At 59.5% G+C, this 26,040-nt stretch carries 26 protein-coding genes; 9 read left to right on the top strand and 17 right to left on the bottom strand.

Going from position 1 to position 26,040, the window contains the following annotated elements:
• Positions 1-221: 221 nt before the first annotated feature.
• Both BM225_RS03570 and BM225_RS03565 read right to left on the bottom strand, forming a co-directional pair.
• Positions 222-869, bottom strand: coding sequence for a response regulator transcription factor (locus BM225_RS03570; protein WP_072706999.1), 648 nt, complete (start codon positions 867-869; stop codon positions 222-224).
• Positions 866-2,305, bottom strand: a complete 1,440-nt coding sequence (locus tag BM225_RS03565; protein ID WP_072706998.1) for a cache domain-containing protein — start codon at positions 2,303-2,305, stop codon at positions 866-868. Before BM225_RS03565 ends, BM225_RS03570 begins: the two co-directional genes overlap by 4 nt.
• A gap of 234 nt (positions 2,306-2,539) precedes the next feature.
• On the opposite strand from BM225_RS03565, the gene BM225_RS03560 reads away from it, so the two are divergent.
• From BM225_RS03560 to BM225_RS03550, 3 genes are all read left to right on the top strand, one after another.
• Positions 2,540-3,628, top strand: a complete 1,089-nt coding sequence (locus tag BM225_RS03560) for a TRAP transporter substrate-binding protein (protein ID WP_072706997.1) — start codon at positions 2,540-2,542, stop codon at positions 3,626-3,628.
• 147 nt (positions 3,629-3,775) lie between these two features.
• Complete coding sequence (locus tag BM225_RS03555) at positions 3,776-4,666, top strand: TRAP transporter small permease subunit (protein ID WP_072707266.1); 891 nt, start codon at positions 3,776-3,778, stop codon at positions 4,664-4,666.
• 17 nt (positions 4,667-4,683) lie between these two features.
• Positions 4,684-7,041 carry a TRAP transporter large permease gene (locus BM225_RS03550; RefSeq protein ID WP_072706996.1) on the top strand — a complete coding sequence of 786 codons (2,358 nt, stop codon included), beginning with the start codon at positions 4,684-4,686 and terminating at the stop codon, positions 7,039-7,041.
• A gap of 92 nt (positions 7,042-7,133) precedes the next feature.
• Here BM225_RS03550 and BM225_RS03545 read toward each other — a convergent pair whose 3' ends face one another.
• The 4 genes from BM225_RS03545 to BM225_RS03530 form a co-directional block, all read right to left on the bottom strand.
• A complete protein-coding gene (locus tag BM225_RS03545) occupies positions 7,134-7,961 on the bottom strand; it encodes an arginyltransferase (RefSeq protein ID WP_072706995.1) in 828 nt (275 codons plus the stop codon).
• An 82-nt stretch (positions 7,962-8,043) separates the two neighbouring features.
• A complete protein-coding gene (locus BM225_RS03540; RefSeq protein ID WP_072706994.1) occupies positions 8,044-8,490 on the bottom strand; it encodes an RDD family protein in 447 nt (148 codons plus the stop codon).
• A gap of 71 nt (positions 8,491-8,561) precedes the next feature.
• Positions 8,562-8,969 (bottom strand): DUF2852 domain-containing protein, encoded by a 408-nt coding sequence (locus BM225_RS03535; RefSeq protein ID WP_072706993.1) that lies wholly within the window; start codon positions 8,967-8,969, stop codon positions 8,562-8,564.
• 98 nt (positions 8,970-9,067) lie between these two features.
• Positions 9,068-9,544 (bottom strand): YbaK/EbsC family protein, encoded by a 477-nt coding sequence (locus tag BM225_RS03530; protein WP_072706992.1) that lies wholly within the window; start codon positions 9,542-9,544, stop codon positions 9,068-9,070.
• A gap of 68 nt (positions 9,545-9,612) precedes the next feature.
• Between BM225_RS03530 and BM225_RS03525 the strand changes: the two genes are divergently transcribed.
• Positions 9,613-12,408 (top strand): [protein-PII] uridylyltransferase family protein, encoded by a 2,796-nt coding sequence (locus tag BM225_RS03525; RefSeq protein WP_072706991.1) that lies wholly within the window; start codon positions 9,613-9,615, stop codon positions 12,406-12,408.
• Positions 12,405-12,674, top strand: a complete 270-nt coding sequence (locus BM225_RS03520; RefSeq protein WP_072706990.1) for a hypothetical protein — start codon at positions 12,405-12,407, stop codon at positions 12,672-12,674. The genes BM225_RS03525 and BM225_RS03520 overlap by 4 nt, the downstream gene beginning before the upstream one ends.
• A gap of 64 nt (positions 12,675-12,738) precedes the next feature.
• On the opposite strand, the gene eda is transcribed toward BM225_RS03520, so the two are convergent.
• Positions 12,739-13,380 carry a bifunctional 4-hydroxy-2-oxoglutarate aldolase/2-dehydro-3-deoxy-phosphogluconate aldolase gene (gene eda / locus BM225_RS03515; RefSeq protein ID WP_072706989.1) on the bottom strand — a complete coding sequence of 214 codons (642 nt, stop codon included), beginning with the start codon at positions 13,378-13,380 and terminating at the stop codon, positions 12,739-12,741.
• A 127-nt stretch (positions 13,381-13,507) separates the two neighbouring features.
• Positions 13,508-15,313, bottom strand: a complete 1,806-nt coding sequence (edd, locus tag BM225_RS03510) for a phosphogluconate dehydratase (RefSeq protein ID WP_072706988.1) — start codon at positions 15,311-15,313, stop codon at positions 13,508-13,510.
• Positions 15,314-15,441: 128 nt separating this feature from the next.
• Here edd and BM225_RS03505 point away from each other — a divergent pair, with 128 nt between their 5' ends.
• Positions 15,442-16,635, top strand: coding sequence for an RSP_2647 family RNA methyltransferase (locus BM225_RS03505; RefSeq protein WP_072706987.1), 1,194 nt, complete (start codon positions 15,442-15,444; stop codon positions 16,633-16,635).
• Positions 16,632-17,171, top strand: a complete 540-nt coding sequence (locus tag BM225_RS03500; protein ID WP_072706986.1) for an RSP_2648 family PIN domain-containing protein — start codon at positions 16,632-16,634, stop codon at positions 17,169-17,171. Before BM225_RS03505 ends, BM225_RS03500 begins: the two co-directional genes overlap by 4 nt.
• Here the strand turns inward: BM225_RS03500 and BM225_RS03495 are convergent.
• The 8 genes from BM225_RS03495 to BM225_RS03465 all read right to left on the bottom strand — a co-directional run bounded on the left by BM225_RS03495 (position 17,168) and on the right by BM225_RS03465 (position 23,232).
• The gene (locus BM225_RS03495; RefSeq protein WP_072707264.1) at positions 17,168-17,851 is read right to left on the bottom strand and encodes a M48 family metallopeptidase; all 684 of its coding nucleotides are present in this window, start codon (positions 17,849-17,851) and stop codon (positions 17,168-17,170) included. The genes BM225_RS03500 and BM225_RS03495 overlap by 4 nt on opposite strands.
• A gap of 83 nt (positions 17,852-17,934) precedes the next feature.
• Positions 17,935-18,366 (bottom strand): OsmC family protein, encoded by a 432-nt coding sequence (locus BM225_RS03490; RefSeq protein WP_072706985.1) that lies wholly within the window; start codon positions 18,364-18,366, stop codon positions 17,935-17,937.
• A gap of 77 nt (positions 18,367-18,443) precedes the next feature.
• Entirely contained in the window at positions 18,444-19,028 is a 585-nt protein-coding gene (locus tag BM225_RS03485; protein WP_072706984.1) for a DedA family protein, read from the bottom strand.
• Complete coding sequence (locus BM225_RS03480; RefSeq protein ID WP_072706983.1) at positions 19,021-19,410, bottom strand: hypothetical protein; 390 nt, start codon at positions 19,408-19,410, stop codon at positions 19,021-19,023. Before BM225_RS03480 ends, BM225_RS03485 begins: the two co-directional genes overlap by 8 nt.
• Entirely contained in the window at positions 19,407-20,591 is a 1,185-nt protein-coding gene (locus tag BM225_RS03475; RefSeq protein WP_072706982.1) for a vWA domain-containing protein, read from the bottom strand. Before BM225_RS03475 ends, BM225_RS03480 begins: the two co-directional genes overlap by 4 nt.
• Before the next feature lie 10 nt (positions 20,592-20,601).
• Positions 20,602-20,772 carry an apolipoprotein acyltransferase gene (locus BM225_RS21545; RefSeq protein ID WP_143095342.1) on the bottom strand — a complete coding sequence of 57 codons (171 nt, stop codon included), beginning with the start codon at positions 20,770-20,772 and terminating at the stop codon, positions 20,602-20,604.
• A 51-nt stretch (positions 20,773-20,823) separates the two neighbouring features.
• A complete protein-coding gene (locus BM225_RS03470; protein ID WP_245780407.1) occupies positions 20,824-22,065 on the bottom strand; it encodes a DUF2927 domain-containing protein in 1,242 nt (413 codons plus the stop codon).
• A 327-nt stretch (positions 22,066-22,392) separates the two neighbouring features.
• On the bottom strand, positions 22,393-23,232 hold the full coding sequence (locus tag BM225_RS03465; protein WP_072706980.1) for an AAA family ATPase: 840 nt from the start codon (positions 23,230-23,232) through the stop codon (positions 22,393-22,395).
• 129 nt (positions 23,233-23,361) lie between these two features.
• On the opposite strand from BM225_RS03465, the gene dksA reads away from it, so the two are divergent.
• Positions 23,362-23,835: an RNA polymerase-binding protein DksA gene (gene dksA, locus BM225_RS03460; RefSeq protein ID WP_072706979.1), complete on the top strand. Its 474-nt coding sequence runs from the start codon at positions 23,362-23,364 to the stop codon at positions 23,833-23,835.
• Positions 23,836-23,935: 100 nt separating this feature from the next.
• Positions 23,936-25,120, top strand: coding sequence for an FAD-dependent monooxygenase (locus tag BM225_RS03455; RefSeq protein ID WP_072706978.1), 1,185 nt, complete (start codon positions 23,936-23,938; stop codon positions 25,118-25,120).
• On the opposite strand, the gene xth is transcribed toward BM225_RS03455, so the two are convergent.
• Entirely contained in the window at positions 25,121-25,903 is a 783-nt protein-coding gene (xth, locus tag BM225_RS03450) for an exodeoxyribonuclease III (RefSeq protein ID WP_072706977.1), read from the bottom strand. It lies immediately after the preceding gene.
• Positions 25,904-26,040 lie beyond the last annotated feature (137 nt).

Here is a 26,040-nt window from a genome sequence, read left to right as displayed (position 1 = left end):
GAAACAAAAAAGCCCCCGATTTTCTCGGGGGCGCATGGGGTACCGTTATGGTGTCCGTTACCGGCCCATGCGCCAATTTTCCACGACTAGTACGACCGACTGGTCCATAGGGGCTCTCCGTTTGCTGCGCCCTGATTAAAAGCGGCAAAAACCGAGGTCAACCGCATTTGTAGGAAATTTCGCGGGAATGGGCATGTTTGAAATAAAATTATTGCGAAGGGTCAGAGTCCGTGACCTGTCCCTTGCAGGACCCCATGCTCTAGCGCGTACCGGGTCAGCCCCGCAGTCGACGAGATGCCGAGCTTGCGTTTGATGTTCTTGCGGTGGGTTTCGACCGTCCGGACCGAGATGTCCAGTTCCGCCGCGACCTCTTTGTTGGACTTGCCCTGCGCCAGTTGCAGCAGCACCGTTTGTTCGCGAGAGGTCAGGGGTTCGCGGTCGCCAGTCGGCTCTGGGGTCAGCGATCCGCTGGCGCCGGTGCACAGGTATCGCTCGCCACGCATCACAGCGTCGATGGCGGTCTTGATCTCTTCGGTCGGGACATCCTTGAGAACATAGCCGCGCGCGCCGTGGGACAGGGCGCTGCTGATGTATTCGGGGCTGTCATGCATAGACAGGATCAGAATCCGCGTCTCGGGGCGGCGTTCGAGGATGATCTCGGTCGCAGTCAGCCCGCCGACACCCGGCATGTTTAGGTCCAACAGGATCACATCGGGGTTCAGGGTTTCGACCTGATCAATGGCTTCCTGCCCGTTACACAAGACGCCGACGACTTCGATATCGTCATACCCTTCGAGAATGGCTTCGATGCCGTCGGCCACCATCGGGTGGTCATCAACGATCAGCAGGCGGATCGGCGCAGTGCTCATTCGGGGACCTCCGTCACAGGTTTCTTGGAGGCAGAGGTACTGCTGCTTTCCGGCGGCAACAAGTGGGTGAGGGGGACAGTCACTGAAATCCGCGTGCCTGTCTTGGCCGATTGAATATTCAATGAGCCTTCGAGCTGTTCGACCCGTTCCTGCATGTTGCGCAGGCCAAGACCTTGGCGTGGGTTCTGGCGGCGGGCGGTTTCGAACCCGTGGCCGTTATCAGCGATGGTCATGGTCGCCCCGCTGCGGTGGCCGCGTAGGTCGATGGTGACGTGGTTAGCCCCAGAGTGCCGTTCGATGTTCGTCAGCGCCTCTTGGGCGATGCGATAGAGGGCGATCTTGGCGTCCTGATCCAGTCGGTTGCGAAAGACCACGGTGCTGAACTGGGTTTCGATCCCTGTGCGGGTGCTAAAGTCATCCGTCAGTGCTTTGAGGGCAGGACCAAGACCAAGATCATCCAGCACGCCGGGGCGCAGGTCACGACTGATCCTGCGCACCTCTTGAATTGCGCCAGATAGGCTGTCGATCCCGCGGTTCATCGCCTCTGGCGCGCGGGGGTCATTGTTGGCGAACCGCTTCTTGGCCAATTCCAGTCCGTATCGCACCCCGACCAAAATTTGGCTGATGCTGTCATGAAGTTCGCGGGCCACGCGGCCACGCTCTTCTTCTTGGGCGTCGAATACCCGCTGGGTCAGGCTTTTCAGTTTCGCATCGGCCAGACGGCGTTCGCGCACGTTGATGATCATGCCCGTTCCGAACACCATCAGAAGCGAGGCAAAGGTAATCCCCCCGATGTAAAAGAATGTCCGGCGCACGCGGGCCTCGACCTCTGACTTTGACGCAGCAACGGTTTTGATCACGTCGTCCACAAAGACGCCGGTACCCACCGCCCATCGCCAACTGGGAAAGCTGGTCACATAGGTGATCATCTGTGCCTCTTCGCCGGTACTGGGCTTGGGCCATAGATATGTGTGGTAGCCCCCACCGGATCGCGCAACGCGAATCAACTCGTCGACCACGGGCGTTCCAGTAGAATCAGAAAGGCCTGCCCAATTCTGGTTGATCATGTCCGTCTGGCGCGGTGAGACCAGATTATTGCCCTCGTAATCGTAGACAAAGAAGAAGCCCTCGGACCCGTAGATCATCGCAGCAAGGATCTGCATCACCTTGCGCTTGGCCTCTTCATCATCGGGGGCGGCATTCCCGTAGATGTAGTAAAAGCTGTTCCGCGCCAGCGTGACATAGTTTTTAAGCTCTTGCTTTTTCACATCAATCAGCTGGGATTCCAGCGTGCGGACCTCGCGCTCTGCCAATTCCTGGGACTGCAATGCCACCACAACCGAGATCGCCGCCACAGCCCCGATTAGAGGCAGGGTCGCGAGCAAGAAGAGCTTCTGCCCGTAACTGAAATGAAGACGCGAGAGAATCTGTTTCATGGGGGCGATTCGCTCAGAACCCGCAGCCAAGATCAAGCGGCGCTAAAATAAAATTGCGCGACTCAGGCCCTTGGAAACCTGAAAATTTGCCGGATTTGGTCAGGAAATATGGCCAGAACGGCACTGCTACGTAGTACTTGGTATTTGCCAAACGGGTTTCCGCCACTAAGGTCGCACCACTTGATAACGATCCGCCCGCCGCAAGGTAGGGCAGAATTTGGGAGGAGAGACCATATGGATCGTCGTTCTTTTCTGAAGACTTCGGCAATTGGCGGCACCGCAGCTGCAGCCAGCACTCTGGCAGCACCCGCCATCGCGCAGGGCAACCGCACTCTGACCATGGTGACTTCGGTCCCCCATGGCTTTGCTGTGTTTGATGACGCGGCCGTGTACTTCAACAACGCTGTTCAGGCGATGACCGATGGCCAGATCACCATCGACAAAAAAGCAGCAGGCGAACTCGTCGGCGGCTTCGAGGTGTTTGATGCTGTGTCCTCGGGCCAGGCGGACATGTACCACTCGGCTGACTACTACTTTGGCGGCCAGCACCCCGGTTACTACTACTTCACCGCAGTTCCGTTCGGCGCGACCGCGCAAGAACTGTCGACTTGGATGTACCACGGCGGCGGTCAGGAACTGTATGACGGTCTGGGTGAAATCTTTGGCCTGAAGTCGTTCCACGCGGGCTCGACCGGCATGCAGCCCGGCGGCTGGTTCCGCAAGGAAATCCGCTCGGCAGATGACTTCAACGGTCTGAAGTTCCGTATGCCCGGTATCGGTGGCCGTGCACTGGGTATGACCGGCGCATCGGTTCAATCGATCCCCGGCGGCGAAATCTATCAGGCTCTGGCATCCGGCGCGATCGACGGCGCAGAGTGGATCGGACCCTTCGCGGACGAGCGTCTGGGCTTCCAGGAAGTTTGTAACTTCTACTACACCTCGGGCTTCCACGAGCCGGGATCGGCTCTGTCGGTGTCGTTCAACCGCGATGTCTGGGACAGCCTGACACCCGGCCAGCAGGCCATCATGGAGCAGGCCGCCAAAGCAGCCACCACCCACAGCCTGACACAGGGTATCGCGAACAACGCAGCCGCGCTGAAGCGTATCCAGAGCCAAGGCGTCAAGCTGATGGAATTCACCGACGACGTGTGGGATCTGTTCGGCACCGCATCGCTGCAGGCCATGGACGAGTTCATGGACGATCCGATGTACGCGGAAATCCGTACCAGCTTCGAAGAGTCGATGAAGTCGAGCTCCGAGTGGCTGCAGCGCGCAGACCGCAGCTACGTGCAGCAGCGTGACCGCGTTCTGAACCGCGGCTAATTTCTGCCTTTGCGTCGTGGGCACCGCTGATGAGCGGTGCCCTATTTCGTGCGAACATTGCGTTCGCAAACTAACCCGCGTCGAAGCGGGATACTCGGGGACATCATGGAACAGGAAAGCATCGGGCTGGGGGGCGCCTTGCTCTCGATGTGGGACGGCCTTGTTTGGGCGCTGTCCAACGTCGCTATGGCCTTCTACAATTTCTTCTATGCTGTGTCGCATCCAGGCCTCTGGCTGGATTGGTCGAACAAAGAGGCCTTGTCGCGCTTTGTTTACTACGGCGGCTCGGTCGAATTCTTCTTTGTTATTTTCACCACCTTCCTGATCATCACAGCGGTCGGTGTCTGGAAAAACAACTTCCTCTGGGGCTGTGTGCGCGGGCTCGAGGCGTTTGCGAATGCCGCGGGTCGCTTCGCCGCTTGGGCGGGCCTGATTATGGTGCTGCAACAGACCGTCATCGTTCTGATGCAACGGATCTTTGCGCGGCCTGACGTGGTGCTGGGCTTTGGTATCCCTGTCGGTTTTGATGTCAGCTGGTGGTCCGAAGAGTTGAAGCTGTGGAATGCCATCGTTGTTGCGATGTGCGTCAGCTACACCTTTGTCCAAGGCGGACATGTTCGAGTGGACCTTGTCTATGCAGCAGTCAGCCACCGTGTGCAGCGCGTTATCGACATGGTCGGCTCGGTGATCTTTATGATGCCCTTGGCGGTGATCACGTGGATGTACGGCTGGTACTTCCTGTGGCGCCACCTGATCGTTCCCAAGCCGTCGGCCTCGGACCAGTTGGACCGCCTGCTGATGAAGTCGCGCGCCCTGCGCTGGAACGTAGAAACCATTGGTTTCTCGGCCAACGGCTTCACTGGCTACTTCCTGTTCAAAATCCTGCTCGTGACCTTCGCTGGTATGGTCTTCATCCATGCCTGCGCATTCTTCTGGCGTTCCTATCTGGAATACAAAGAAGGCCCGGACTCCGCTGGCCGCTTTGTGGACCGCGATACGCTGGGTGAAGGCGAAGAAGCCTACGAAGGCACCCATTAATTCAAGGCGGATAAGACATGCTATTCGGACTAGACGGCGTAGAGATCGGCCTGATCATCGTCTTTTTGTGCCTGTTCTCGGGCATTCTTTCGGGCTTTCCCGTTGCCTTCGCCATCGGCGGGGCAGGGGCGATCGCCTTTGGTATCATTGCCGCGCTTGATAGCGCGGGTCTCCTGATTCACCAGGCGATCGACACTGGGTCGGACGCCTATAACGCCCTTGTGGCCAGCGGGGTCAAACAGGACTCCATCTCGGTCTTTAGATATCCCGATCTTCCAAGGATCGCGGAACCTGTGTTTGTGTCTGGCTGGGAAACCGCGCTGGATCGCAACGTGTCGTTCATCGTGAACCGTATCAACGAGCGTGTTCTGGCAGGTCAGTCGATCGAGACGCTCCTGGCCGTTCTGATGTTCGTTTTGATGGGTATCACGCTGGAACGTTCCAAGATCGCGAACGACCTCTTGACCACTATGGCCAAAGTCTTCGGGCCTCTGCCCGGCGGTCTGGCTGTGTCGGTTGTGGTTGTGGGCGCGTTCCTTGCGGCATCGACCGGTATCGTGGGCGCGACCGTTGTGACCATGGGCCTGCTCTCCTTGCCGACCATGCTACGGAATAACTACTCACCAGAGCTTTCCACCGGTGTGATTGCGGCTTCTGGTACATTGGGCCAGATCATCCCGCCGTCGATCGTGATTGTTTTGCTCGGCACGCTGGCGGGCGACCTGTACTCCACCGCTCAGGAAGAGCGCGCGCGCTCTGTCGGTTGCTCTGACGCGCTGACCTATCTGGGTGAGCCTGCGGTTGTGTCTGTTGGTACGCTGTTCCAAGCGGCGCTGCTGCCGGGGATCATGCTCGCCATGCTCTATGCGCTCTATGCCTTTGGCTACGCGCTGTTCAACCCGAGCAAAGCGCCTGCGGTGCAGATGGGCGACACGGGCACTGGCGAAGTCATCACCCGCAGCGAAGGCTTTACTTGGTTCCTTGGCTTGCCGGTCGCGCTGATCGCGGGACTGCTGATCCTTGGCAATCTCGGGATTGTCGGCACCCAAGACGTGACTGTCGACAGCTTTAGCGATGCGGGGACCACTGCAAGCTTGCGGACCAATGTGAGCGAAGAGTGTCAGGCCTCGATGATCGAGCTGCACGGGCAAGAGGCATGGGATACGGCGGTTGCTGAAAACCAAGCGATCACCGATGCAGGCGGTCTGCAGGAGAGCGTTCGCTTGACCCCTGAAGAGATGGACGCGGCCCGCGCCGAGAAGGTTGCCGCAGCAGCACCGATCGGAACAGGTGTGTCGATCATGATCGCGATGCTGGGGATCATCCTGATGCTGGCGCGCGGTGTGGCCCCAAGCCAAGAACCCCGCCCGCTGCTGATCGGTGGCATCGGTCTGGTGCTGGCTGCTCTGGCAGATATTGTCCTGATCAATCCGCTGACCAGCGCGACCATGACCTTTGTCATATTGGCGCTGCCCATCGGGCTGACGCTGTGGTCGATGAAAGCGGCTGTAGCGCGTCTGGGTCAAAACGAGTTGATCCGCGTGGTCTTCCCGCCGCTGGTTCTGATCGTTGCGGTTCTGGGCTCGATCCTTGGCGGTATCACCAACCCGACGCCCGCTGCGGCGCTTGGTGCGGTCGGTGCTCTGATGCTGGCGGCCTACCGTAAGCTCAAGGACGAGAATAAGTCGGGCAAGATCATCATCAACTCGACTTTTGCGACCGTGATCCTGCTGATCTTGGGCATTAACTTTGACCTGCGGATCAACACCGAGAGTGTGTCGGCCGAAACTTGGATGGCATTCACACTGGCCTATGCTGCGTACCTCTACATCGTGTTTGGTGTGGGCTATGCATGCTGGACCCTGTTCCGGACAGGCGTTCTGTCGCCGGTGATGCGCGAGACAGCCAAAGTGACCAGCATGGTCTTTACCATTCTGATCGGGTCGCAGCTGTTGAACCTCGTGGTCATTTCGTTCGGCGGCGAGCACTACATTCAGATGTTCCTACGCAGCTTCGACAACGAATTCACGGTCTTCTTGATCGTGATGCTGGTGCTGTTCGTGCTGGGCTTTGTTCTCGATTTCCTCGAGATCATTTACATCGTGGTGCCGATCGTGGGACCGGTGATCTATGGTGGGTCTTTTGATCCCAAATGGGTGACCATCATGATCGCGGTGAACCTGCAGACTTCGTTCCTGACGCCGCCCTTTGGCTTTGCGCTGTTCTATCTGCGTGGCGTGGCGCCTCGGGAAGTGACGACCGGCCATATCTACCGCGGTGTTGCGCCCTTTGTGTTGATCCAGGTGGTCGGGATTGCGATCCTGTGGCTCTTCCCGGGCATCGTGACCATCGTTCCCGACCTGATGCCGAAATAAGGCATCAGGCGAGAGATAGAAAAAGGCCCCGTTTGCGCGGGGCCTTTTTTGTTGGGATTTGAGTATTTTAGGCAAAAAGAAGTGGGGTTCTTTTAGCGATTGACCGGTCGAACGTTGGGCAGGATCAGGTTCGACACTTGCTCCGAGATCGGCTCTGTCGACAGCGGGTGCAGATCCGCCGAGTAGTTCTCGGGCTGCTCCATCGGCTCCCATCCGCCGTTGCGGAACAGCTCTACGCCTGAGAAGTTGGCTTTGTAGCCCATCTTCTCGGAGCCGGGTACCCAATAGCCGAGGTAGACAAAAGGCAGGTCCAGCTCGAGCGCCAGACGGATGTGATCCAGTATGATGAACGTCCCGAGGCTTCGATTGGCCAGCTCTGGCTTGTAGAAGCTGTAGACCATGCTCAGGCCGTCTTGGAGGACGTCCGTCAGGCACACGGCGGTTAGGGCGTCGTCGGTCGCAGTCGAGTCGGTGTATTCGATCACGCGGGTGCGGACCGGCGTTTCCTCGATCATTGCGGCGAATTCGAAGATATCCATGTCTGCCATGCCGCCAGTTGCGTGACGGGCGCTGAGGTAGCGGCGGAAGAGGTCATATTGCTCTTCGGTGGCCCAAGGGCTGCGGACTTCGCGATCCAGATTGGCATTGCGGCGCAGGGTTTTCGACTGGGTTTTCGTCGGCGCAAAATCGCTCACTCGGATGCGTGCAGACAGACATCCTGCGCAATCAGAGCAGGACGGGCGGTACAGCACGTTCTGCGAGCGACGGAACCCCTGTTGCGATAGCGAGTCGTTCAGGGCGTGGGCATTGTCCCCCTGCAACGCGGTGAACAGCTTCCGTTCCATGCGGTCGGGCAGGTAGGGACAGCTTTGGGGGGCTGTCACGTAAAACTGCGGCGTAAGAGGAGGCGTATGGCGCATGTCGATCTCATATAGTTCGCTAGAGACGATAACAATGCCGCCCCCTCGCGCCAAGGGGGCAGTCTAGTAGGTTTCATGGACCTCAGTATAGCGTGGTCTTGTTCATAGGGACCGTGCCCATGATATGGTCGGTAAGCCCCTGCCTGCGGGATGAGGTTAACATCAATACGATGGAAACGATCTGCAAAGGGAATACAGCAAAGGATACCGAATATCCTAAAGTGTGCAGAAATGCGGTGGGTAGGTCGAAGCGGTGCCCCTGCATGGTACGCAACTCCATCGACATCAGGCGCATGCCCCACGTCGCGGATCCACGGGCCAGAGTGATGACGCGATACGCAAAACCGATCACCATCATCATCACCGGAAAAAAGAAGATCCCAGTGAAGAATGTAAACGGCAGGATCAACGCACACAGGACGGCGACGATCACCAGATCCACCAGCCACGCCAACAGGCGCTTGGTCGGGGTGTCTGCATACAGTTCTTCGTGGCGGTCGGGGTCGGGCAAAATCTCTGAATAGCTCATATGTGTGGGACCGGTTTCGGATCAGGGGCTGGGTCGGGGCCCGCCGGAGCGGGCGGGCCCATGGTACGGGATCAGGCGTTCGGAGTCTCGGCTTCGGTGCCGGACTTGCCGCGTTCGTCCATAAAGCGGTCGAACTCTGCCTTGTCTTTGGCTTCGCGCAGACGCTCTAGGAAGCTTTCGAAGGCGATCTGCTCGTCTTCGAGACGGCGCAGGGTGTCAGCCTTGTAGGCGTCGAAAGCGGTGTTTCCGGACGAGCGGAAGGCGGGACCGAAGCTGCGTTTTGCGCGGCAGGACGATTTGAACATTTTCTTACTCCAGATCATGTAGGCCAGCAGCGCGAGACCGACAGGCCAGAAAAAGATGAAGGACAGGACCATCGCAGCGATCCATGCGCCTTTGCCTCTGGCATCAAGCCAGGCTTCGGCGCGGGCGAACCAGCCGCGGGCTTCTTGGGGTATTGGATCTGCAAATGTAGACATCGGGTGCTCCGTTCAGGGTCAATGTGAATGCTCTTCACATTACAAGAGATCGTGATGGAGCCCTTCCGATACAAGGGGCAATGTGAAAACTTTTTACATTATTTGGATTGCGACGTGAAATCAGCGGCTTGCGCACCGCTGAGGGGCAATAAATCTTGTGGTTTTAGCGAAAATATGTGCCGTGGGGTGCCCGCCGCTGCCCAGATTTCACTAAATTCTAGGAGTCGCGGGTCCAAAAACGCGCGGATCGGGTTCAAGTGTCCAACAGGCGAAACGCCCCCGATGGCAAAGCCGGTCTGGCTGCGGATCAAGGTAGCATCCGCCTTGCCCAAAGGTTCTCCGGCCAGTGCGCTCGCCTTGTCCGCGCAGACTTTGTTGCCCCCTGCGGTCAAAAAGAGGATCGCCTCTCCGCTGGTTTCTCCGCGAAAGATGATGGATTTCGCGATTTGATCGACATGGCAGTTCGCAGCGTCTGCGGCCTGCTGCGCGGTGCGTGTCTCGCCCATTTCCAGAATTTCGGGCTCAAAACCAGCGTCGATCAGGGCTTGGCGGACACGCTTCAGACTCTTGCTCATTTCGGGCTCCTTTCGGGATTTGATCTGGGCCATTGACGCGGTGTTCAGGCAGACCCAAACATGCGCTCATGACATTCGCATCCCGTATGACCCGCACGCCGCGCCCCTTCAATCCCGAACGTGGGGCCGAAGGGGCTGCTCTGTTCCCGATGTTGCCGCCAGAGACCCGCGCCCTGATCGAAGGGACTGCCGGGTGCAGCCCATATTTGCGCGGCCTTCTGGCGAAGGAAACCGATTGGATTGCCGAGGCTGTGTCAGACCCAGAGGGCGCACTGGCCGCAGAGTTTGATTGGCTGAGGGCAACCGCGCCCGATCAACGGTCAGGGGCCCTGAGGCAGGGCAAACGGCGGGTGGCACTGCTGACTGCGCTTGCGGATCTAGGGGGTGTTTGGACGCTGGAAGAGGTGACGGGTGCGCTGACGGATTTTGCTGGGCTGGCGACCCATTTGGCGATGACAGCCTGCGTCGGCGCCGAAATCCGGCGGGGAAAATTGCCCGGCATGACCGAGGATGACGTGGAGCTGGCGGGTGGCATGGTGGCACTGGCCATGGGCAAAATGGGCGCCGGAGAGCTGAACTACAGCTCTGACATCGACTTGATCTGTCTGTTCGACGAGACAAAGTACTCCCGTGATGACTACCTTGATGCCCGCGCGGCGCTGATCCGCGCCACGCGCAAAATGTGTGCAATGCTCTCGGACAATACGGCGGATGGCTATGTCTTTCGCACCGACCTGCGTTTGCGCCCCGATTCGGGTGTGACGCCGGTGTGCATGCCGATGGAGGCCGCAGAACGGTATTACGAAAGCCTAGGCCGCACGTGGGAGCGCGCTGCCTATATCAAAGCTTACCCTTGCGCGGGCGATATCGACGCCGGGCTCGGGTTCTTGAAAACCTTGACCCCGTTTGTCTGGCGCAAGCACTTGGACTTTGCGGCCATTCAGGACGCGCATGATATGCGTCTGGCGATCCGCAACCACAAAGGTCTGCACGGTCCTGTCAGCCTGCCTGGCCACAATATGAAGCTTGGACGCGGCGGTATTCGCGAGATCGAGTTCTTCACCCAAACGCGCCAGCTGATCGCTGGTGGGCGTGATCCCGAGCTGCGCGTTCGTGGCACAGTGTCAGGCCTACAGGTGCTGGCCCAGAAGGGGTGGATCACCCCCGATGTGGCCGACACCCTGACGAGCCACTATCGCTTTCACCGAGAGGTCGAGCACCGACTGCAGATGGTGAACGACGCACAAACCCATACTTTGCCGACGGCGCCCGAAGAGCTGGACCGGATCGCGGCGATGATGGACATGGACACACCCGCGCTGGAGCAAGAGTTGCGGGACCGGCTTTCTGCCGTCCATGATCTCACCGAAGATTTCTTTGCCCCAGACGCCCCATCCAAACCCTGTGAAGAGGCCGCGACGCTGGACCACGAGATCGTGGAGCGCTGGAAAACATACCCAGCCTTGCGTTCCGCGCGCGCGGTCGAGATTTTCGAGCGGTTGAAGCCGGAAATTTTGACCAAGCTCAGTGCCTCTCCGAAGCCTGACGAGGCGATGATTGCCTTTGACGGATTCCTGTCCGGCCTTCCTGCGGGCGTGCAGCTCTTTTCGCTGTTTGAGGCCAATCCGCATCTGGTTGATCTGATCGTCGACATCGCCAGCACAGCCCAAGCTTTGGCACGGTATCTGTCGCGCAACGCAGGTGTGCTGGATGGGGTGATCGGCGGCAGTTTCTTTGATCCTTGGCCCGGGCGGGAGGCGCTGAGCCAAGAGCTGACATCGCGCCTGCAAGCGGCAGAGGGGGACTACGAGCGGCAACTGGACGACACGCGCCGTTGGACCAAGGAATGGCACTTCCGAATTGGTGTGCACCTGTTGCGCGGGCTTATCTCAGCCGAAGAAGCGGGCCGCGAATATGCTGACCTTGCTGCTGCGACCTTGGCGGGACTGTTCCCCGCCGTACAGACAGAGTTTGCCCGCAAGCACGGCCCTGCGCCCGGCCGCGGCGCGGCGGTTCTGGGCATGGGCAGCCTTGGCGCTTGCATGCAGACGGCGACGTCGGATCTGGACGTCATTGTCATTTACGATCCCGAAGGCGCCGAGGAGTCGACGGGCAAGCGGCCGTTGCACGTTCGGACCTATTTTGCCCGTCTGACACAGGCTTTGGTGACCGCGATGACCGCGCCCATGTCCGAAGGGCGTCTATACGAGATGGACATGCGCCTGCGGCCCTCGGGCAATCAGGGGCCGGTGGCGACCAGTTGGGACGCCTTCCAAATCTATCAGAAAACCGAGGCTTGGACATGGGAGCATCTGGCTCTGACCCGCGCGGCGGTGGTCGTCGGTGGTGCAGGATTGTCCGAGGATATCGAAGCATTCCGCCAAGAGCTGATCGCCAAAGAACGGGACGAGGGCGCCGTTTTACGGGATGTGGCTGACATGCGCGCACGGATCAGGGCTGCGAAGACTCCTGCCAGCCTGTGGGACGTCAAAGTAGGCGATGGCCGGATGCAGGACATCGAACTCTTTGCTCAAGCGGCAACGTTGCTCTCTGGGCAGGCCAATCGCAGTGTGGCGGACGGTTTGACCGCCGCCTGCTCCTTGGGTTGGATGACCGACGCAGAGGCTCGGTCGTTGTGTCAGATTTATCGCCAGCTGTGGCAGGTGCAGGTCGCCACGCGGCTCTTGGGGGATGGCCGATTGGAGCCGGCCAAGATCGGCAGCGGGGGCGAACAATTTCTGCTCAGCGTCTGTGATTGCCAAAATATGCCGCAACTGGAACAGCGGTTGTCCGAGGGCTATGTCACTGCAGCAAAACACATCGACGCGGTATTGGCCGCACGCGCAAAGGACGCCCCCGCATGACCACCGAGAAGGATCCCAATGACCCCAAAGGCCTGATCCGCGAGGCCTACAGGATTGACGGGATCACACTGGCCGAATGTCGTAGCATTTTTCTGGATTGGGCGCTCAGCGTGCCGACGGATGATCTGCAGCAGGTGATCGGCCAGCTGTTGGAGAGGTATGGTCAGGAGGCACAGCACCCGATGACCACAGTGCTGAAAGAAGGACTCGCGACCTCTGACAGGCCCAAACGGCGCGGGGGATGGCGGTCGCGTCCACGCGCCTGAGCTTTGGACATAGAAAAACGCGGCGCCCGATGAGCACCGCGTTTTGTTTTGTTCGGGATTGCCCTTAGCGTGGCAGCTGCGCGGCCTCTTGCGCGAGCGCTACGATGCCGTCCCAGTCCCCAGCGATCATCATATCCTTGGGGGCAACCCAGCTGCCGCCAACGCAAGCAGTGTTGGCCAGACCCAGATAGTCGGGCGCATTCTTCAGGCTGACACCGCCAGTGGGGCAGAACGTGACCTGAGGGATCGGCGCGCCGATGGCCTTTAGCGCTTTGGCGCCGCCGTTGGCTTCGGCAGGGAAGAATTTCTGGACGGTGTAGCCACGCTCGAGCAGCGACATCGCTTCGGATGCGGTCGCCGCGCCGGGCAGCAGGGGTAGGTCCGCCGCTTCGCACGCGTCCAGCAGGATGTCTGTCGCGCCGGGGGACACGCCGAACAGAGCTCCTGCTTCCTTGGCGGCTTTGACATCTGCGGGCGTTAGCAAAGTGCCCGCGCCGACGATACCGCCCTCGACCTGCGCCATTTCGCGGATTGCTTCTAGCGCAATGGGGGTGCGCAGGGTCACTTCGAGCACTGGCAGACCGCCCTTGACCAGCGCCTCGGCCAAGGGGCGTGCATGGGCCAGATCGTCGATCACCAGAACAGGGATCACAGGGGCCTTGCGGCAGATTTCGAGGGATTTTGCGCTGGCTTCTGCGGGGGTCATGGAATGGTCCTCTGGGTCGAAATCGGTTGGGGTGGCGTGCCTCCGGCGGGAGTATTGGGGGCAAAAAGAAACAGGGCATTCTGCTTTGTCCAAATACTCATATCGCCAAAGGCAGACGTTGGCAGTGTCAGACGATGACCGCTGCGCCGTTCGACGCAAGGCCAACGTTTTGGCGGAAGGCTTCGAAAAGCTCGCGGCCGATGCCCGACTTGTTGGCGGTCAGGTCGGCGACAACTGCCTCGCGTGTGTCGAAATCGGCTTCTAGGCAGTCGATCTTGCCGGTCTTGGCGTCGACGCGCAGCAGGTCGCCGTCGCGGACGCGGGCGAGTGGTCCGCCAAGAGATGCTTCGGGGCTGACGTGGATCGCTGCGGGTACCTTGCCAGACGCGCCGGACATGCGGCCGTCGGTGACCAGCGCGACCTTGAGTCCGCGATCCTGCAGAACGGCGAGGGTCGGGGTCAGGCTGTGCAGTTCCGGCATCCCGTTGGCCTGCGGGCCTTGGAAGCGGACGACGACGATGGTGTCTTCGGTGAATTCACCAGCTTGGAAGGCTTTGCGCACATCAGCTTGTTCGTGGAATACGCGGGCTTTGGCTTCGATGATGTGACGCTCGGGGGCAACGGCGGACACCTTCATGATGCCGGTGCCGAGGTTGCCTGCCAGCTGCTTTAGGCCGCCGGTGGGTTGGAAGGCGGTTTCGACGGGGCGCAGGATTTTGTCGTTCTGGGTCTCTTTGGGCCCTTCGACCCATGTCAGGCTGTCGTCGACCAGCTTGGGCTCTTCGGTGTAGCGCGACAGGCCCTGACCGGCGATGGTCTGGGTGTCGTCATGCAGCAGGCCGTTGTCGAGCAGCTCGCCGATCATGTAGCCAAGACCACCAGCCGCGTGGAAGTGGTTCACGTCTGCCAGACCATTCGGGTAGACTTTGGCCATCAGGGGGACGACCGAAGACAGTTGGTCGAAATCTTCCAGCGTCAGTTCGACCCCAGCCGCGCGGGCCATAGCTGGCAGGTGCAGCACGAGGTTGGTTGAGCCACCGGTCGCCATCAGGCCGACGATCCCGTTCACAAAGGCGCGCTCGTCCAGAACGTCGCAGACCGGAGTATATTCGTTGCCCAGTTGAGTGATCGCAGCGGCGCGTTCGACGCCAGCGACGGTCAGGGCGTCGCGCAGGGGCGTGTTCGGGTTCACGAAAGAACTGCCGGGCATGTGCAGGCCCATGAATTCCATCAGCATCTGGTTGGTGTTTGCCGTGCCGTAGAAGGTGCAGGTGCCCGGACCGTGATAGCTGGCCATCTCGGCTTCCATCAGCTTGTCGCGGCCCACTTCGCCCGTGGCGAATTGCTGGCGCACCTTGGCTTTTTCGTCGTTGGGCAGACCGCTGACCATGGGACCTGCGGGCAGGAAAATGCCGGGGATATGCCCAAAGGTGGCGGCGGCGATAATCAGACCGGGCACGATCTTGTCACAGACGCCAAGGTAGAGTGCCGCGTCAAAGGTGTTGTGGGACAGAGCCACGCCAGACGCCAATGCGATGACGTCGCGCGAGAAGAGCGAGAGTTCCATGCCGGTCTGACCTTGGGTCACGCCATCACACATGGCAGGCACGCCGCCTGCGACCTGCGCAGTCGCCCCGACTTTGCGGGCGGTTTGGCGGATCAGTTCAGGGTAACGCTCGTAGGGCTGGTGCGCGGACAGCATGTCGTTGTAGGCGGTCACGACACCAATGTTCGGCGCGCGGCCCTCGGCCAAAGAGGCTTTGTCGTCACCCATGGCAGCATAAGCGTGGGCTTGGTTCCCGCAGGTCAGGTGGGCGCGAGCGGGGCCTTGGTCGGCGGCGCGCTTCATCTGGTCCATGTACTTGGCACGGCGGTCTGCAGAGCGTTCGCGGATGCGCTGGGTGACGTCGTGGATCGTGTTATTCAAGGGCATGGGTAGCTCCTGTAGCGTCCTGTTGGGCGCCGTATATCAAATTAAGTTAGCGCTAACAAGAAGCGCGATGTAAAACCTTCGTGCAGATTGATCTTTTCGCAGCACCGGAACCGGAGTAGAGGGCGCACATGACCCAAGCATACCCCACAATCCGCCTGAAGCCCAATGCCGAAGCCCGCGCCATCCGCCACGGCTTCCCTTGGGTGTATGACAACGAACTGGTGACCGACCGCCGGACCCGCAATCTGGAGGCCGGATCGCTGGCCGTTCTGGAGGACAACGAACGCAAGCCTTTGGGCCTTGTGACCGTGAACCCGAACAGCCGGATCATAGCGCGGATGCTGGACCGCGACACCGAGACTGCGGTCGATCAGGCATGGTTCACCGCGCGTCTTCAGCGGGCCTATTCGCATCGCGCGCGCCTGTACGATCAGCCGTTCTACCGTCTGGTCCACGCCGAAGCCGATGGCCTGCCCGGTGTTGTGATTGACCGGTTCGGGGATGTGGCTGTTGTGCAGCCGAACGCGGCTTGGGCTGATGTGCGCTTTACCGAACTGGCGCAGGCGCTGGTGGACGTGACCGGCGTGACCACCGTGATCAAGAACGGGACGGGCCGTGCGCGCACCCTCGAGGGGCTGGAAGAGGTGACCGAGGTTACTCTTGGTACTGCGCCAGAGGCACCGATCCCCGTACCCATGAATGGCGCGACCTATATGGCGGACGTAATGGGCGGGCAGAAAACCGGCCTGTTCTACGACCAGCGTCCGAACCACGCCTTTGCTGCGCAGCTGGCGAATGGCGGCCGCGTGCTGGACGTGTTCAGCCACGTAGGCGGCTTTGGTTTGGCGATGCTGGCGGGCGGCGCGACCTCGGCTTTGGCCGTGGACGGCTCTGCCCCCGCGCTGGAATTGGCAGAGCAGGGGGCTGCCGCGTCGGGCTTTGGCGACCGGTTCGCGACCCGCAAGGGCGATGCCTTTTCGACGCTTGAGGCGCTGGCCGAAGAGGGTGAGCAGTTCGATGTGGTCATCTGTGATCCGCCCGCCTTTGCCCCGTCGAAAAAGGCGCTGGATGCTGGTCTGCGGGCCTATGAACGTGTGGCGCGACTGGCGACCCCGCTGGTCAAAGAGGGCGGCTATATCGGCCTGTGCTCCTGTTCCCATGCCGCCGATCTGGCGAAGTTCCGTGGGGCCTGTACCCGCGGTATTGGTCGGGCAGGGCGCATCGGGCAGCTGATCTACACAGGCTATGCCGGACCCGACCATCCACTGCTGCCGCAATTGGCGGAAACCGGATACCTCAAAGCGCTCTTCTACCGCGTATGAAGGTCCTGCTCGACGCCTGTGTCCTTTATCCGACGGTGATGCGCGAAGTGCTGATCGGGTCTGCCAAGGCGGGCCTCTATCAGCCGCTCTGGTCCGACCGGATCCTAGAGGAATGGCGTCGTGCGGCTGCCCGGTCCGGTCCCGTCGACGGGATGCAGGCAGAGGGCGAGATTGCCCTGCTGCGGGGTGCTTTCCCCGAAGCCTCAGTGCAAGAATTCGAGCACATTGAGCAGCGTTTGTACCTGCCTGACAGTGGCGACCTGCATGTGCTGGCCGCCGCGATCAAAGGGAATGCGGACATCATCGTCACCCTGAACGCCAAGGATTTCCCCCGCCATACGCTGGCGGAAGAGGGGATCGAACGTCTGGACAGCGACCAATTCATGCTACGTTTGTGCGACGACGCGCCCGAAGCCGTGGGGCAGGTTGTTGAAACCGTCCGCGCTGCCGCTGAACACATGGACGACGCCCCCCGCGACATCCGACCGCTGATGAAAAAGGCGCGGATGCCCCGTCTGGGCAAGCGGCTGGGTTAAACTTTCCAGCGGCGTTCGTTGGCCTCAATCGCGGCGATGCGGTCGGGGGTTTTCGGGTGGCTCATCAGCCAAGCGGGCATGACGCCTGCGCGGCTCTGGGTCAGTTCATCCAGCTTGTGAAATAGGGATTTTTGCGGTCCCGTGCCGATGCCTGCTTTGACCAGCAGGGCAGAGGCATAAGCGTCGGCCTCGTACTCGTCATTGCGGGACAGGCGCGCAGCGAGCATGCTGGCCATGGCGTTCGCAATCATCACTCCGATCCCGGGCAAAAACCGGCTCAGCACCATCGCAAGCGCCGTGCGCAGCGCATTCTGTCCCGAGAAATCGATCATCCGTTTCCGTGTATGCCCAAGAGCGACGTGTCCCATCTCGTGGGCGATCACGCTGGCCATTTCCTCTGCCGTGACGGCTCCGGCTTTGTAGCGTTCATAGAAACCACGGGTGATGAAAATGCGCCCGTCAGGCGCGGCCAATCCATTCACCGGCTCGATGTCATAGAGGTGGACGCGGATGCGGGGAAGCTCCAGCGCAGCCGCCATCTGATCGCAGAGTTGTTTCAACCCGCGATCCGCCAATTCGGTGGACCGCATGTCCAGTTCTTTGCGCGTGCGCCACGCGCTGAAGTGATACATGGCAAAGGCATACAGTGCCGCGAGCAGGATCGGTGTGAACTTGAGCATGCTCATAAGATGGGGCAGCACATGGCAAAAGAAAAGCGCCCGACGCGATGAAACGTCGGGCGCTGTGTGCGAAGAGCCGAGGCTTAGCCCTCGAACTTGGCGTCCATGGTGATTTCTGCGGTGCCGCCCATCAGCAGGCGTGAAATCGGGCAGTTGTCCTTGGCGGTGGTGGCCGCCTTGGTGAACTCTTCGGCGGTAATGCCGGGGACCTTGCCAGTCACGTCCAAATGGATTTTCTTGACCGCGAAACCTTCGCCGTCTTTCTCCATCGAGACGGTTGCGGTCGTCGCGATCGAGTCAGGGATATTTTCACCTAGGATCATAGACAGCGCCATCGAGAAGCACGCTGCGTGTGCCGCCCCGATGATTTCCTCGGGGTTGGTTCCTGCGCCATCTTCGAAGCGGGTGTTGAAGCCATAGGGTTGATCATCAAGCGCGCCCGACTCGGTCGAGACGTAGCCTTTGCCCTCTTTGAGCGAGCCAGTCCATTTTGCGGAGCCTGTCTTGTTAATCATCACATACAATCCTTCTATGTCTTTCTGTTGTGGACCCAACAGCCAAGACACCGGAAATGTTCCATGAGCGGTCAAGGTCACACCGAGCGGTGCAGGAGCCAACGTCCAAGAAGGATGGCGATCAGGGCAGCCGTGACAAAGCCGATCGCGTTGCTTGCGATCTCTGCAATGCTCGAGAGGCTGGTGGCAAAGCTGTAGCCGAGCCCGATGTAAATGCTGACCCAGACCAATTCTCCGGCCGCATCCCACAAGGTGAACCGCAGCCAACGCATGCTGGCCGCGCCCGCAGCGATATTGACCCACGGTCCAAGCGGGGCAAAAAGCCACGTGCTAAAGAAGACGCCTATTCCGCCAGAGGTGTCGACCACCTTTTGCGCCTTAGTGAACAGTGCCTTGCGCTTGGGTTTGTCCGACGTGAACTGGGCGAGCAACTTGCTGGAACGCTGCCCAATCGCAAAGCCGCTCTGATCCCCGAGAACTGCGCCAGCATAGGCCGCCAGCACGACCTGCCACAGCACCAAATCCCCCACCGACACCAGCGCGCCACCTGCCAGCATCATCATCGAGCTGGGGATCGGCACCAGAAGACAAGAGAGATAGGTCGAGGCCAGAATGATCCATACGCCGTAATCGGTTATGAGCGCAAAGAAGCTTTCAGTCATGGGGCCTATCACCCGCGTGATCGGGATTGGCTGCACGATAGGCGGCAATCTCTTGGTCCAGCGCGTCAATAAAGGCCGCGGTGGTCATGCCGCTATTTTCGGCGATCCGCTCGATTGGCATGGGTTTATCGGGTGGGTTATCCAGACCAGTGATCCGAGCCATGACGGCGAACATTTCGGGCTTGGGGATGTCCCAGCTAAAGGCGACATAGCGCGGGGTCATCCAGCCTTCGATCGGTTGCTGGTCTGGCGGGGGCGGGCCCCAGTGGGCCATGAACATCACCATGCGAATGCCAAAGACGACTGTGGCTAAGAGCGCCACTGCAAAGATCGCAGAGAGGACAGGATGCTTGCGCAGGCTGTCCCGCATGCGCCGTTTCATCGGCCCAATTCCTTCATTCCCCGCTCGATCCCTTCGAGCGTCATGGGGACCATTCGGTCTTCGAAGATCTGGCGGATCATGTGAATTGACTGAGTGTAGGGCCAGTATTTCTCAGGCACCGGATTGATCCACAGGTGCTGGGGCCACTGGCGGCGGGCGCGTTGGAGCCAGACTTGTCCGGGCTCTTCGTTCCAGTGCTCGTTCGCGCCGCCGGGGATTGCGATCTCGTAGGGGCTCATGCTGGCGTCGCCAACAAAGATACATTTGTAGTCAGAGCCGTAGGTGTTCATCACCTCGTGCGTCGGGATCTGTTCAGTCCAGCGGCGGGCGTTATCGCGCCAGACGCCCTCGTACAGGCAGTTGTGGAAGTAGTAATATTCCAGATGCTTGAACTCGGTCCGTGCCGCGCTGAAAAGTTCCTGCACGACCTTCACGTGGTCATCCATCGACCCGCCAACGTCCAGAAACAGAACGACCTTGACCGCATTGCGCCGCTCGGGGCGCGTTTTGACGTCCAGATATCCGTGTTCGGCGGTGGAGCGGATGGTGCCGTCCAAGTCCAACTCTTCGTGGGCGCCATCGCGGGCCCATTTGCGCAATCGCTTCATCGCGACCTTGATATTGCGGGTGCCGAGTTCGACCGAGTCATCCAGATTGCGGAACTCGCGCTTGTCCCAAACCTTGATCGCGCGGCGGTGGCGGCTTTCGTGTTGGCCGATGCGCACGCCTTCGGGATTGTAGCCATAGGCGCCAAAGGGCGAAGTGCCTGCCGTGCCAACCCACTTGTTGCCACCCTGATGCCGCCCCTTCTGCTCTTCGAGACGCTTTTTCAGCGCCTCCATAAGCTTGTCAAAGCCGCCCATAGCTTCGATCTGGGCTTTTTCCTCTTCCGTCATGTGCTTCTCGGCCATCTTGCGCAGCCATTCTTCGGGTAGGTCGAGCGCATCCAGAACCGCGTCGTTCGGAATGTCTTCGATGCCTTTGAACGTCTCGCTGAAGGCTTGGTCAAAACGGTCGAGGTGGCGCTCGTCCTTTACCATCGCCGTGCGGGCGAAGTAGTAGAAGCTTTCGATATCGTAAGTGGTTAGCCCCTTTTGCATCCCTTCGAGAAAGGCCAGATATTCCCGCAGAGTTACGGGAACGGCGCGTCGACGGAGACTGTCGAAAAAAGGCAGGAACATCGCGGGTCCTTTAGCTGATGTTGCGCAGCAGAATGACCTGCGCCAAAACCCCAATGATGGCAAAGATTACGGCGTATGTCGCGATGTAATGGATAACGTCAGAGCGTGTGCCCTTGCGACGGCTGGCGATCAGACCACCCATCGCGCCGCCAAAGATCATGATCCCGATAACTAGAAGCATTGTGCCCCCCTGAAAGTGCTGCGGGCCCTGCATTTACAGGGCCCACGCACATCACAAGGGACTAAAGCCGGTGAGGACACGCAGGCGCTGTTTCAGCTCCCGTTCTGATCCAAAGCCGTAGCGCGCCCAACCCAGACTGTCCACCCGTGCGGCACGGGCGTCCGTGGCCATGCCGTTGCGCATCAGCGCCTCGGACCGCAAGAGCATCAGGGCCGACAGAAGGGCGGCGTTCTCGCCTTTGATAGCAGCAGATATACTTGGCTCGATGTACTTCAAGGCCATGCTGGGATTGCCGTTGCGCAGGGCATAGGAGCCGATCCGAGAGGCGACCTGCGCCTTGTGAATATCCGTGCCCGAATTGGCTTGGTAGTACTGGTAGGCGTTCTGGAAGGCGACAAAGGACCGTTCTGGATCGCTGCGTTCCGTCAGCAGGCCGATAGCGTACCAATTGTATCCCATTCGCACGTCGGTCAGGTTCCGCGCCTTGGCGATCTGCAGTGCAGTTTCGGCAGCGCGCAAGCGTTGGCCCATGTTGGCACCGGGGGCGAGGGCGGTGATCATGTTCTCGCGCCACTCTTTGGGAGTATAGGGCTGCAACTTGCCCGGTGGGCGCTGACCGGCGGGGTTCAGGCGTGCCAGAATTTCGGGCAGACGGTTCGCAACCTGACGGCGGTTCATGCCGCTATGGAGTTCCGGTGCGTAGATCGTCTTGAGGATCAGCATGTCGAAACCGGTCAGCACGGTGTGCAGGTTGTCGTCATTATAGATGCTGTCGGCCAGACGGTAGAGGTCATTCAGCGGACCCAAGGCCTGAGACAACTCCTCGTGCAGGCAGTCGCGGGTTTCTTGCGGGCTGACATCCGTCGGGACAAAGATCGTGATCTTCTTGCGTTCTCTCATCGCGGACCAACTGGTCAGCTTGGTCCGACGCGCTAGGCGATATTCGGCCAGAGTGCTGACATTTGGCGCAACAAAACATGCCGCCTGAGGCAAGACCTTCTGGATCGCTTTGCGGGTCGTCGCATTTACGATGATGCTCGCGTCAGGGTTGCTGGTTTGTGTAATGTCCAGTCCAGCTTCGGTGCGCAGGCGATAAATCAATCGCCCCAGATCAGTCGTAAGAGTAGGTGACGGTGTGCCGCGAACGGCCACGGTGATCGGCCCCTCGAAACGCGTAAAGTAGGGTAAATAACGACCACTCTCCATGCGCATGGTCAGGTCTAGGAAATCGCGGGCGATTTCGGCGTTGGACCGTGCAGGAGGTCGCGCGCGCGGGGTTGAGAACACCCGCATTTCCGGCAGATCAATGTCAGCAGTGAAGGCGCGAGTTGGGGAATCGTAAGAAGACAGAGTCGGCGAACATGCCGATATTGCCAGAAAAACTGGCACGAGCAGGCGAGAAAGCATTACTGGTAACCCGATAATGTTGGGATGAAACCTGCCAGTATCCGCGAATCGCTCGTGCCGCTCTGTCGCCCTCTGTCGGGGCTTTCGTAATATGGACCGCTTCGCTCTGGATACCTGTGAACACGTCAACATCCTTGTTTTCAGTGATGTCAGGTATCGTTTTCAAAGCGGACCACATGATGATGTAACTGGGAAATTTGTAAGGCAGGGTAACTATCGTTTCCCTTTTAGCATAAAAGCCAGCCTTTCAAATAGGTGAACGTCCTGTTCGTTCTTCAAAAGTGCTCCGTGCAACCTAGGGAGTGCATTTTTTCCATCCCTACGAATGTCTTCCGGGCTCAGGTCCTCGGCCAAGAGCAGCTTGAGCCAGTCTAAAACCTCGGAAGTGCTGGGTTTCTTCTTGAGGCCAGGGGTTTCACGAATCTCGTAAAACTGGGTGAGTGCTTCGGTCAGGAGCGCTGACTTGATGCCCGGAAAATGAACGTCGACAATTTGCTGCATTGTTTCCGTATCGGGGAAGCTGATGTAGTGGAAAAAGCACCGGCGCAGGAATGCATCGGGCAATTCCTTCTCATTGTTTGACGTAATGATGACGATTGGCCGTTGTTTTGCCTTAATTGTCTCGCCCGTCTCGTAGACAAAGAATTCCATCTTATCGAGCTCTTGCAGCAGGTCGTTCGGGAACTCGATATCCGCTTTGTCGATTTCGTCGATCAGCAGCACGACCTTTTCCTCGGCTTCGAACGCCTGCCAAAGCTTCCCCTTCCGGATATAGTGGGACACATCCTCGACGCGCGGATCGCCAAGTTGGCTGTCGCGCAAACGGGACACTGCGTCATACTCATATAGACCCTGTTGTGCCCGCGTCGTGGACTTTACCGCCCATTCCAGCATCGGCACGCCCAAAGAAGCGGCAACCTGTCTGGCGAGTTCCGTCTTGCCTGTGCCGGGCTCGCCCTTGACCAAGAGGGGGCGTTCCAGTGCGATGGCTGCGTTTACTGCAACTGTCAGGTCCGCCGGCGCGACATATTTGTCGGTCGAAGAGAATTTCATTAATGTTTTCCTAACATTTCCTATGCCAACAAAGAGGTTAACAGAATGCCTCTCAGGGTGAAACTGGGGTGCTTTGTGTAGTGACATCCCCCTTGGTCTAGGTTAAGTGGACCGCGAAGGAGGCCCGATATGTCTGACAAACAAAGTACCTCAGACGAGGGCTTGATCAGGGGAGCGGAAATGAAAGCAGAGGTCTTTCTGCCTGAGGATTACCAGCCGGCCGAGGATGAGCCGTTCATGAATGAACGCCAGCTCGAGTACTTCCGTCGCAAGTTGATTGCGTGGAAGGACGAGATCCTCGAAGACAGCAGGGAAACGATTGAAACACTGCAGGGCAGCACCCGGAATATTCCGGATCTGACTGACCGCGCGAGCGAAGAGACCGACCGCGCGCTTGAACTGCGGACACGGGACCGTCAGCGCAAGCTGGTTTCCAAGATCGAGTCGGCACTGCGCCGCATCGACGAAGGGGAATACGGATACTGCGAAGTGACCGGCGAACCGATCTCGCTCAAGCGTCTGGATGCGCGTCCGATCGCGACCATGACTCTCGAGGCGCAAGAGCGTCACGAGCGTCGGGAAAAGGTACACCGCGACGACTAAATGCGCCGCATAGGTGATTGTATTTGCGGGTGCCGGATTCCACATGGGGTCCGGCACTTTGCTTTTGAGCGATGCAGAAGATGACTTTGGTGGATAGCTTATGCCTCGGATGAACCAGAACTTTACGGTGGCCGGCGGCGGGATTGCGGGCTTGGCCGTATCCTTGGGATTGGCGCGTCGGGATGCTTGCGTGACCGTGCTCGAACAGGCCGAGGCCATCAAGGAAGTGGGCGCAGGACTGCAAATCAGTCCCAACGGGCTTCGGGTTCTGGACGCGATGGGGGTCGGTGACGCGATCCGCGCTGCCGGGATCGAAGCGCAAGCGGTCGAACTACGCGATTATCGCCGCCCCGGAGTGATCGCCGAGGTCAAGCTGCGCCGAACCGCAGGCGAAACAGGTTATTACTTTGTCCACCGCGCGGATTTGATCGACATTCTGGCCTCTGCCGCGCGCTCGGCTGGCGTCAAAGTGCGCCTCTTGCAGAAGGTCGACAGCGTCACGCTCGACAATGCGTTAAACATGAAAATGCGGTGTGGGCCTGAATTCCAGCCAGAGGTGTTGATTGGCGCTGACGGCGTACGCTCGGTCGTGCGTCCGGCGATCAACGGCTCCGAGGCGCCATTCTTTACCGGTCAGGTGGCTTGGCGCGCGATTGTGCCTAACGTGATTGGGCAGGGGCCTGTGGCGCGGGTTTATATGGGTCCGAAGCGGCACATGGTGGTGTATCCGCTGCGCGACGGAACAATGTTGAATGTGGTCGCGGTGAAGGAACGCGCCCAATGGGCGGCAGAGGGCTGGACGCAAGCGGATGACCCATCGAACCTGCGGGCGTCGTTTCATGATTTCGGAGACGACGTGCAAAAGTTGCTTGGGCAAATCAGCGATGTGAATGTGTGGGGGCTGTTCCGGCATCCGGTCGCCGAGAAATGGCATACAGGCAGTGCGGTTCTGATTGGCGATGCGGCCCACCCGACGCTTCCATTTTTGGCGCAGGGGGCGAATATGGCGCTCGAGGATGCCTATGCGCTGAGCGCATCGCTGTCCAAGGGGGCCGGTATCACTGATGCCTTTGCGACCTACCAGTCGGTGCGCCGCGACCGTGCTGCCAAAGTCATTGAGGCCGCAAATGGCAATGCGTGGAAATACCACCTGTCATCAATGCCACTACGCCTTGGTGCGCATTTCGGCATGGGCCTAATCAGTCGGCTTGCGCCGCAAAAGCTGGTGGGATCGTTCGACTGGCTCTACGGATATGACATTACCCAAGAGCCAGCGCTGAAATAATCAGGCGTCCAACGTGAGCCAGACCGGCACGTGGTCCGACGGCTTTTCCTTGCCGCGTGCCTCGGATTCAATGCGGCAGTCGGTTAGCAGGTCAGCGGCCTCTGGGCTCAACAGGAAGTGGTCTATCCGAATGCCGTCGTTCTTGTTCCAAGCGCCAGCTTGATAGTCCCAAAAACTATAGTGCCCGCCGCCAAAGGTGCGGGCGCGGAATGCTTCGGTAAAGCCCAAATCCAGAATGCGGCGAAATGCGGCGCGGCTCTGGGGAAGGGCCAGCGCATCTTTTTGCCAAACTTGCGGGCGGGCGGCGTCTTCGTCTTGCGGGATGATGTTATAATCCCCAGCCATCACCAAAGGCATCTCGTCCTTTAGCATCTGGGCCGCGTGGCGCTCCATCCGTTCCATCCAAGCCAGCTTGTAGTCGTATTTCGGGCCCGGCGCCGGGTTGCCGTTCGGCAGGTACAGCGCGCAAAGACGCACGGCGGTCTTGTCGCCAATTACGGTCGCTTCGATCCAGCGCGCTTGTTCGTCGCTGTCATCGCCGGGCAGGCCGCGAGTCACATCTTCAAGCGGAAGCTTCGATAGGATCGCGACGCCGTTAAAGCTTTTCTGTCCGTGGGTTTCGACACGATATCCCAGCTCTTCGATTTGCTCGCGGGGGAAGTTCTCGTCGACAGATTTGATTTCTTGCACAGCAACCACATCAGGGCTGGCCTCTTGCAGCCACGTGAGCAGCGTTTCGATCCGCGCTTTGATCCCGTTGATGTTGTAGGTCACGATTTGCATGGGGTCCCTCCGGTCTTGGGACAGCTATCGCTGATCCGCTTGCCAAGGGCAAGCATTCCGCCTGCGTTACCGATACCGCTTTGATTGCAGGCGCCGACAAAATCCACCATTGGTTGCATGGGGTGGGCAGAACTAGG

The organism is Donghicola eburneus, from assembly GCF_900115865.1.
GTDB classification, from domain to species: domain Bacteria; phylum Pseudomonadota; class Alphaproteobacteria; order Rhodobacterales; family Rhodobacteraceae; genus Donghicola; species Donghicola eburneus.
The sequence above is the reverse complement of the archived record's forward strand: the minus strand, read 5'-3'. Positions and strand labels throughout refer to the sequence as shown.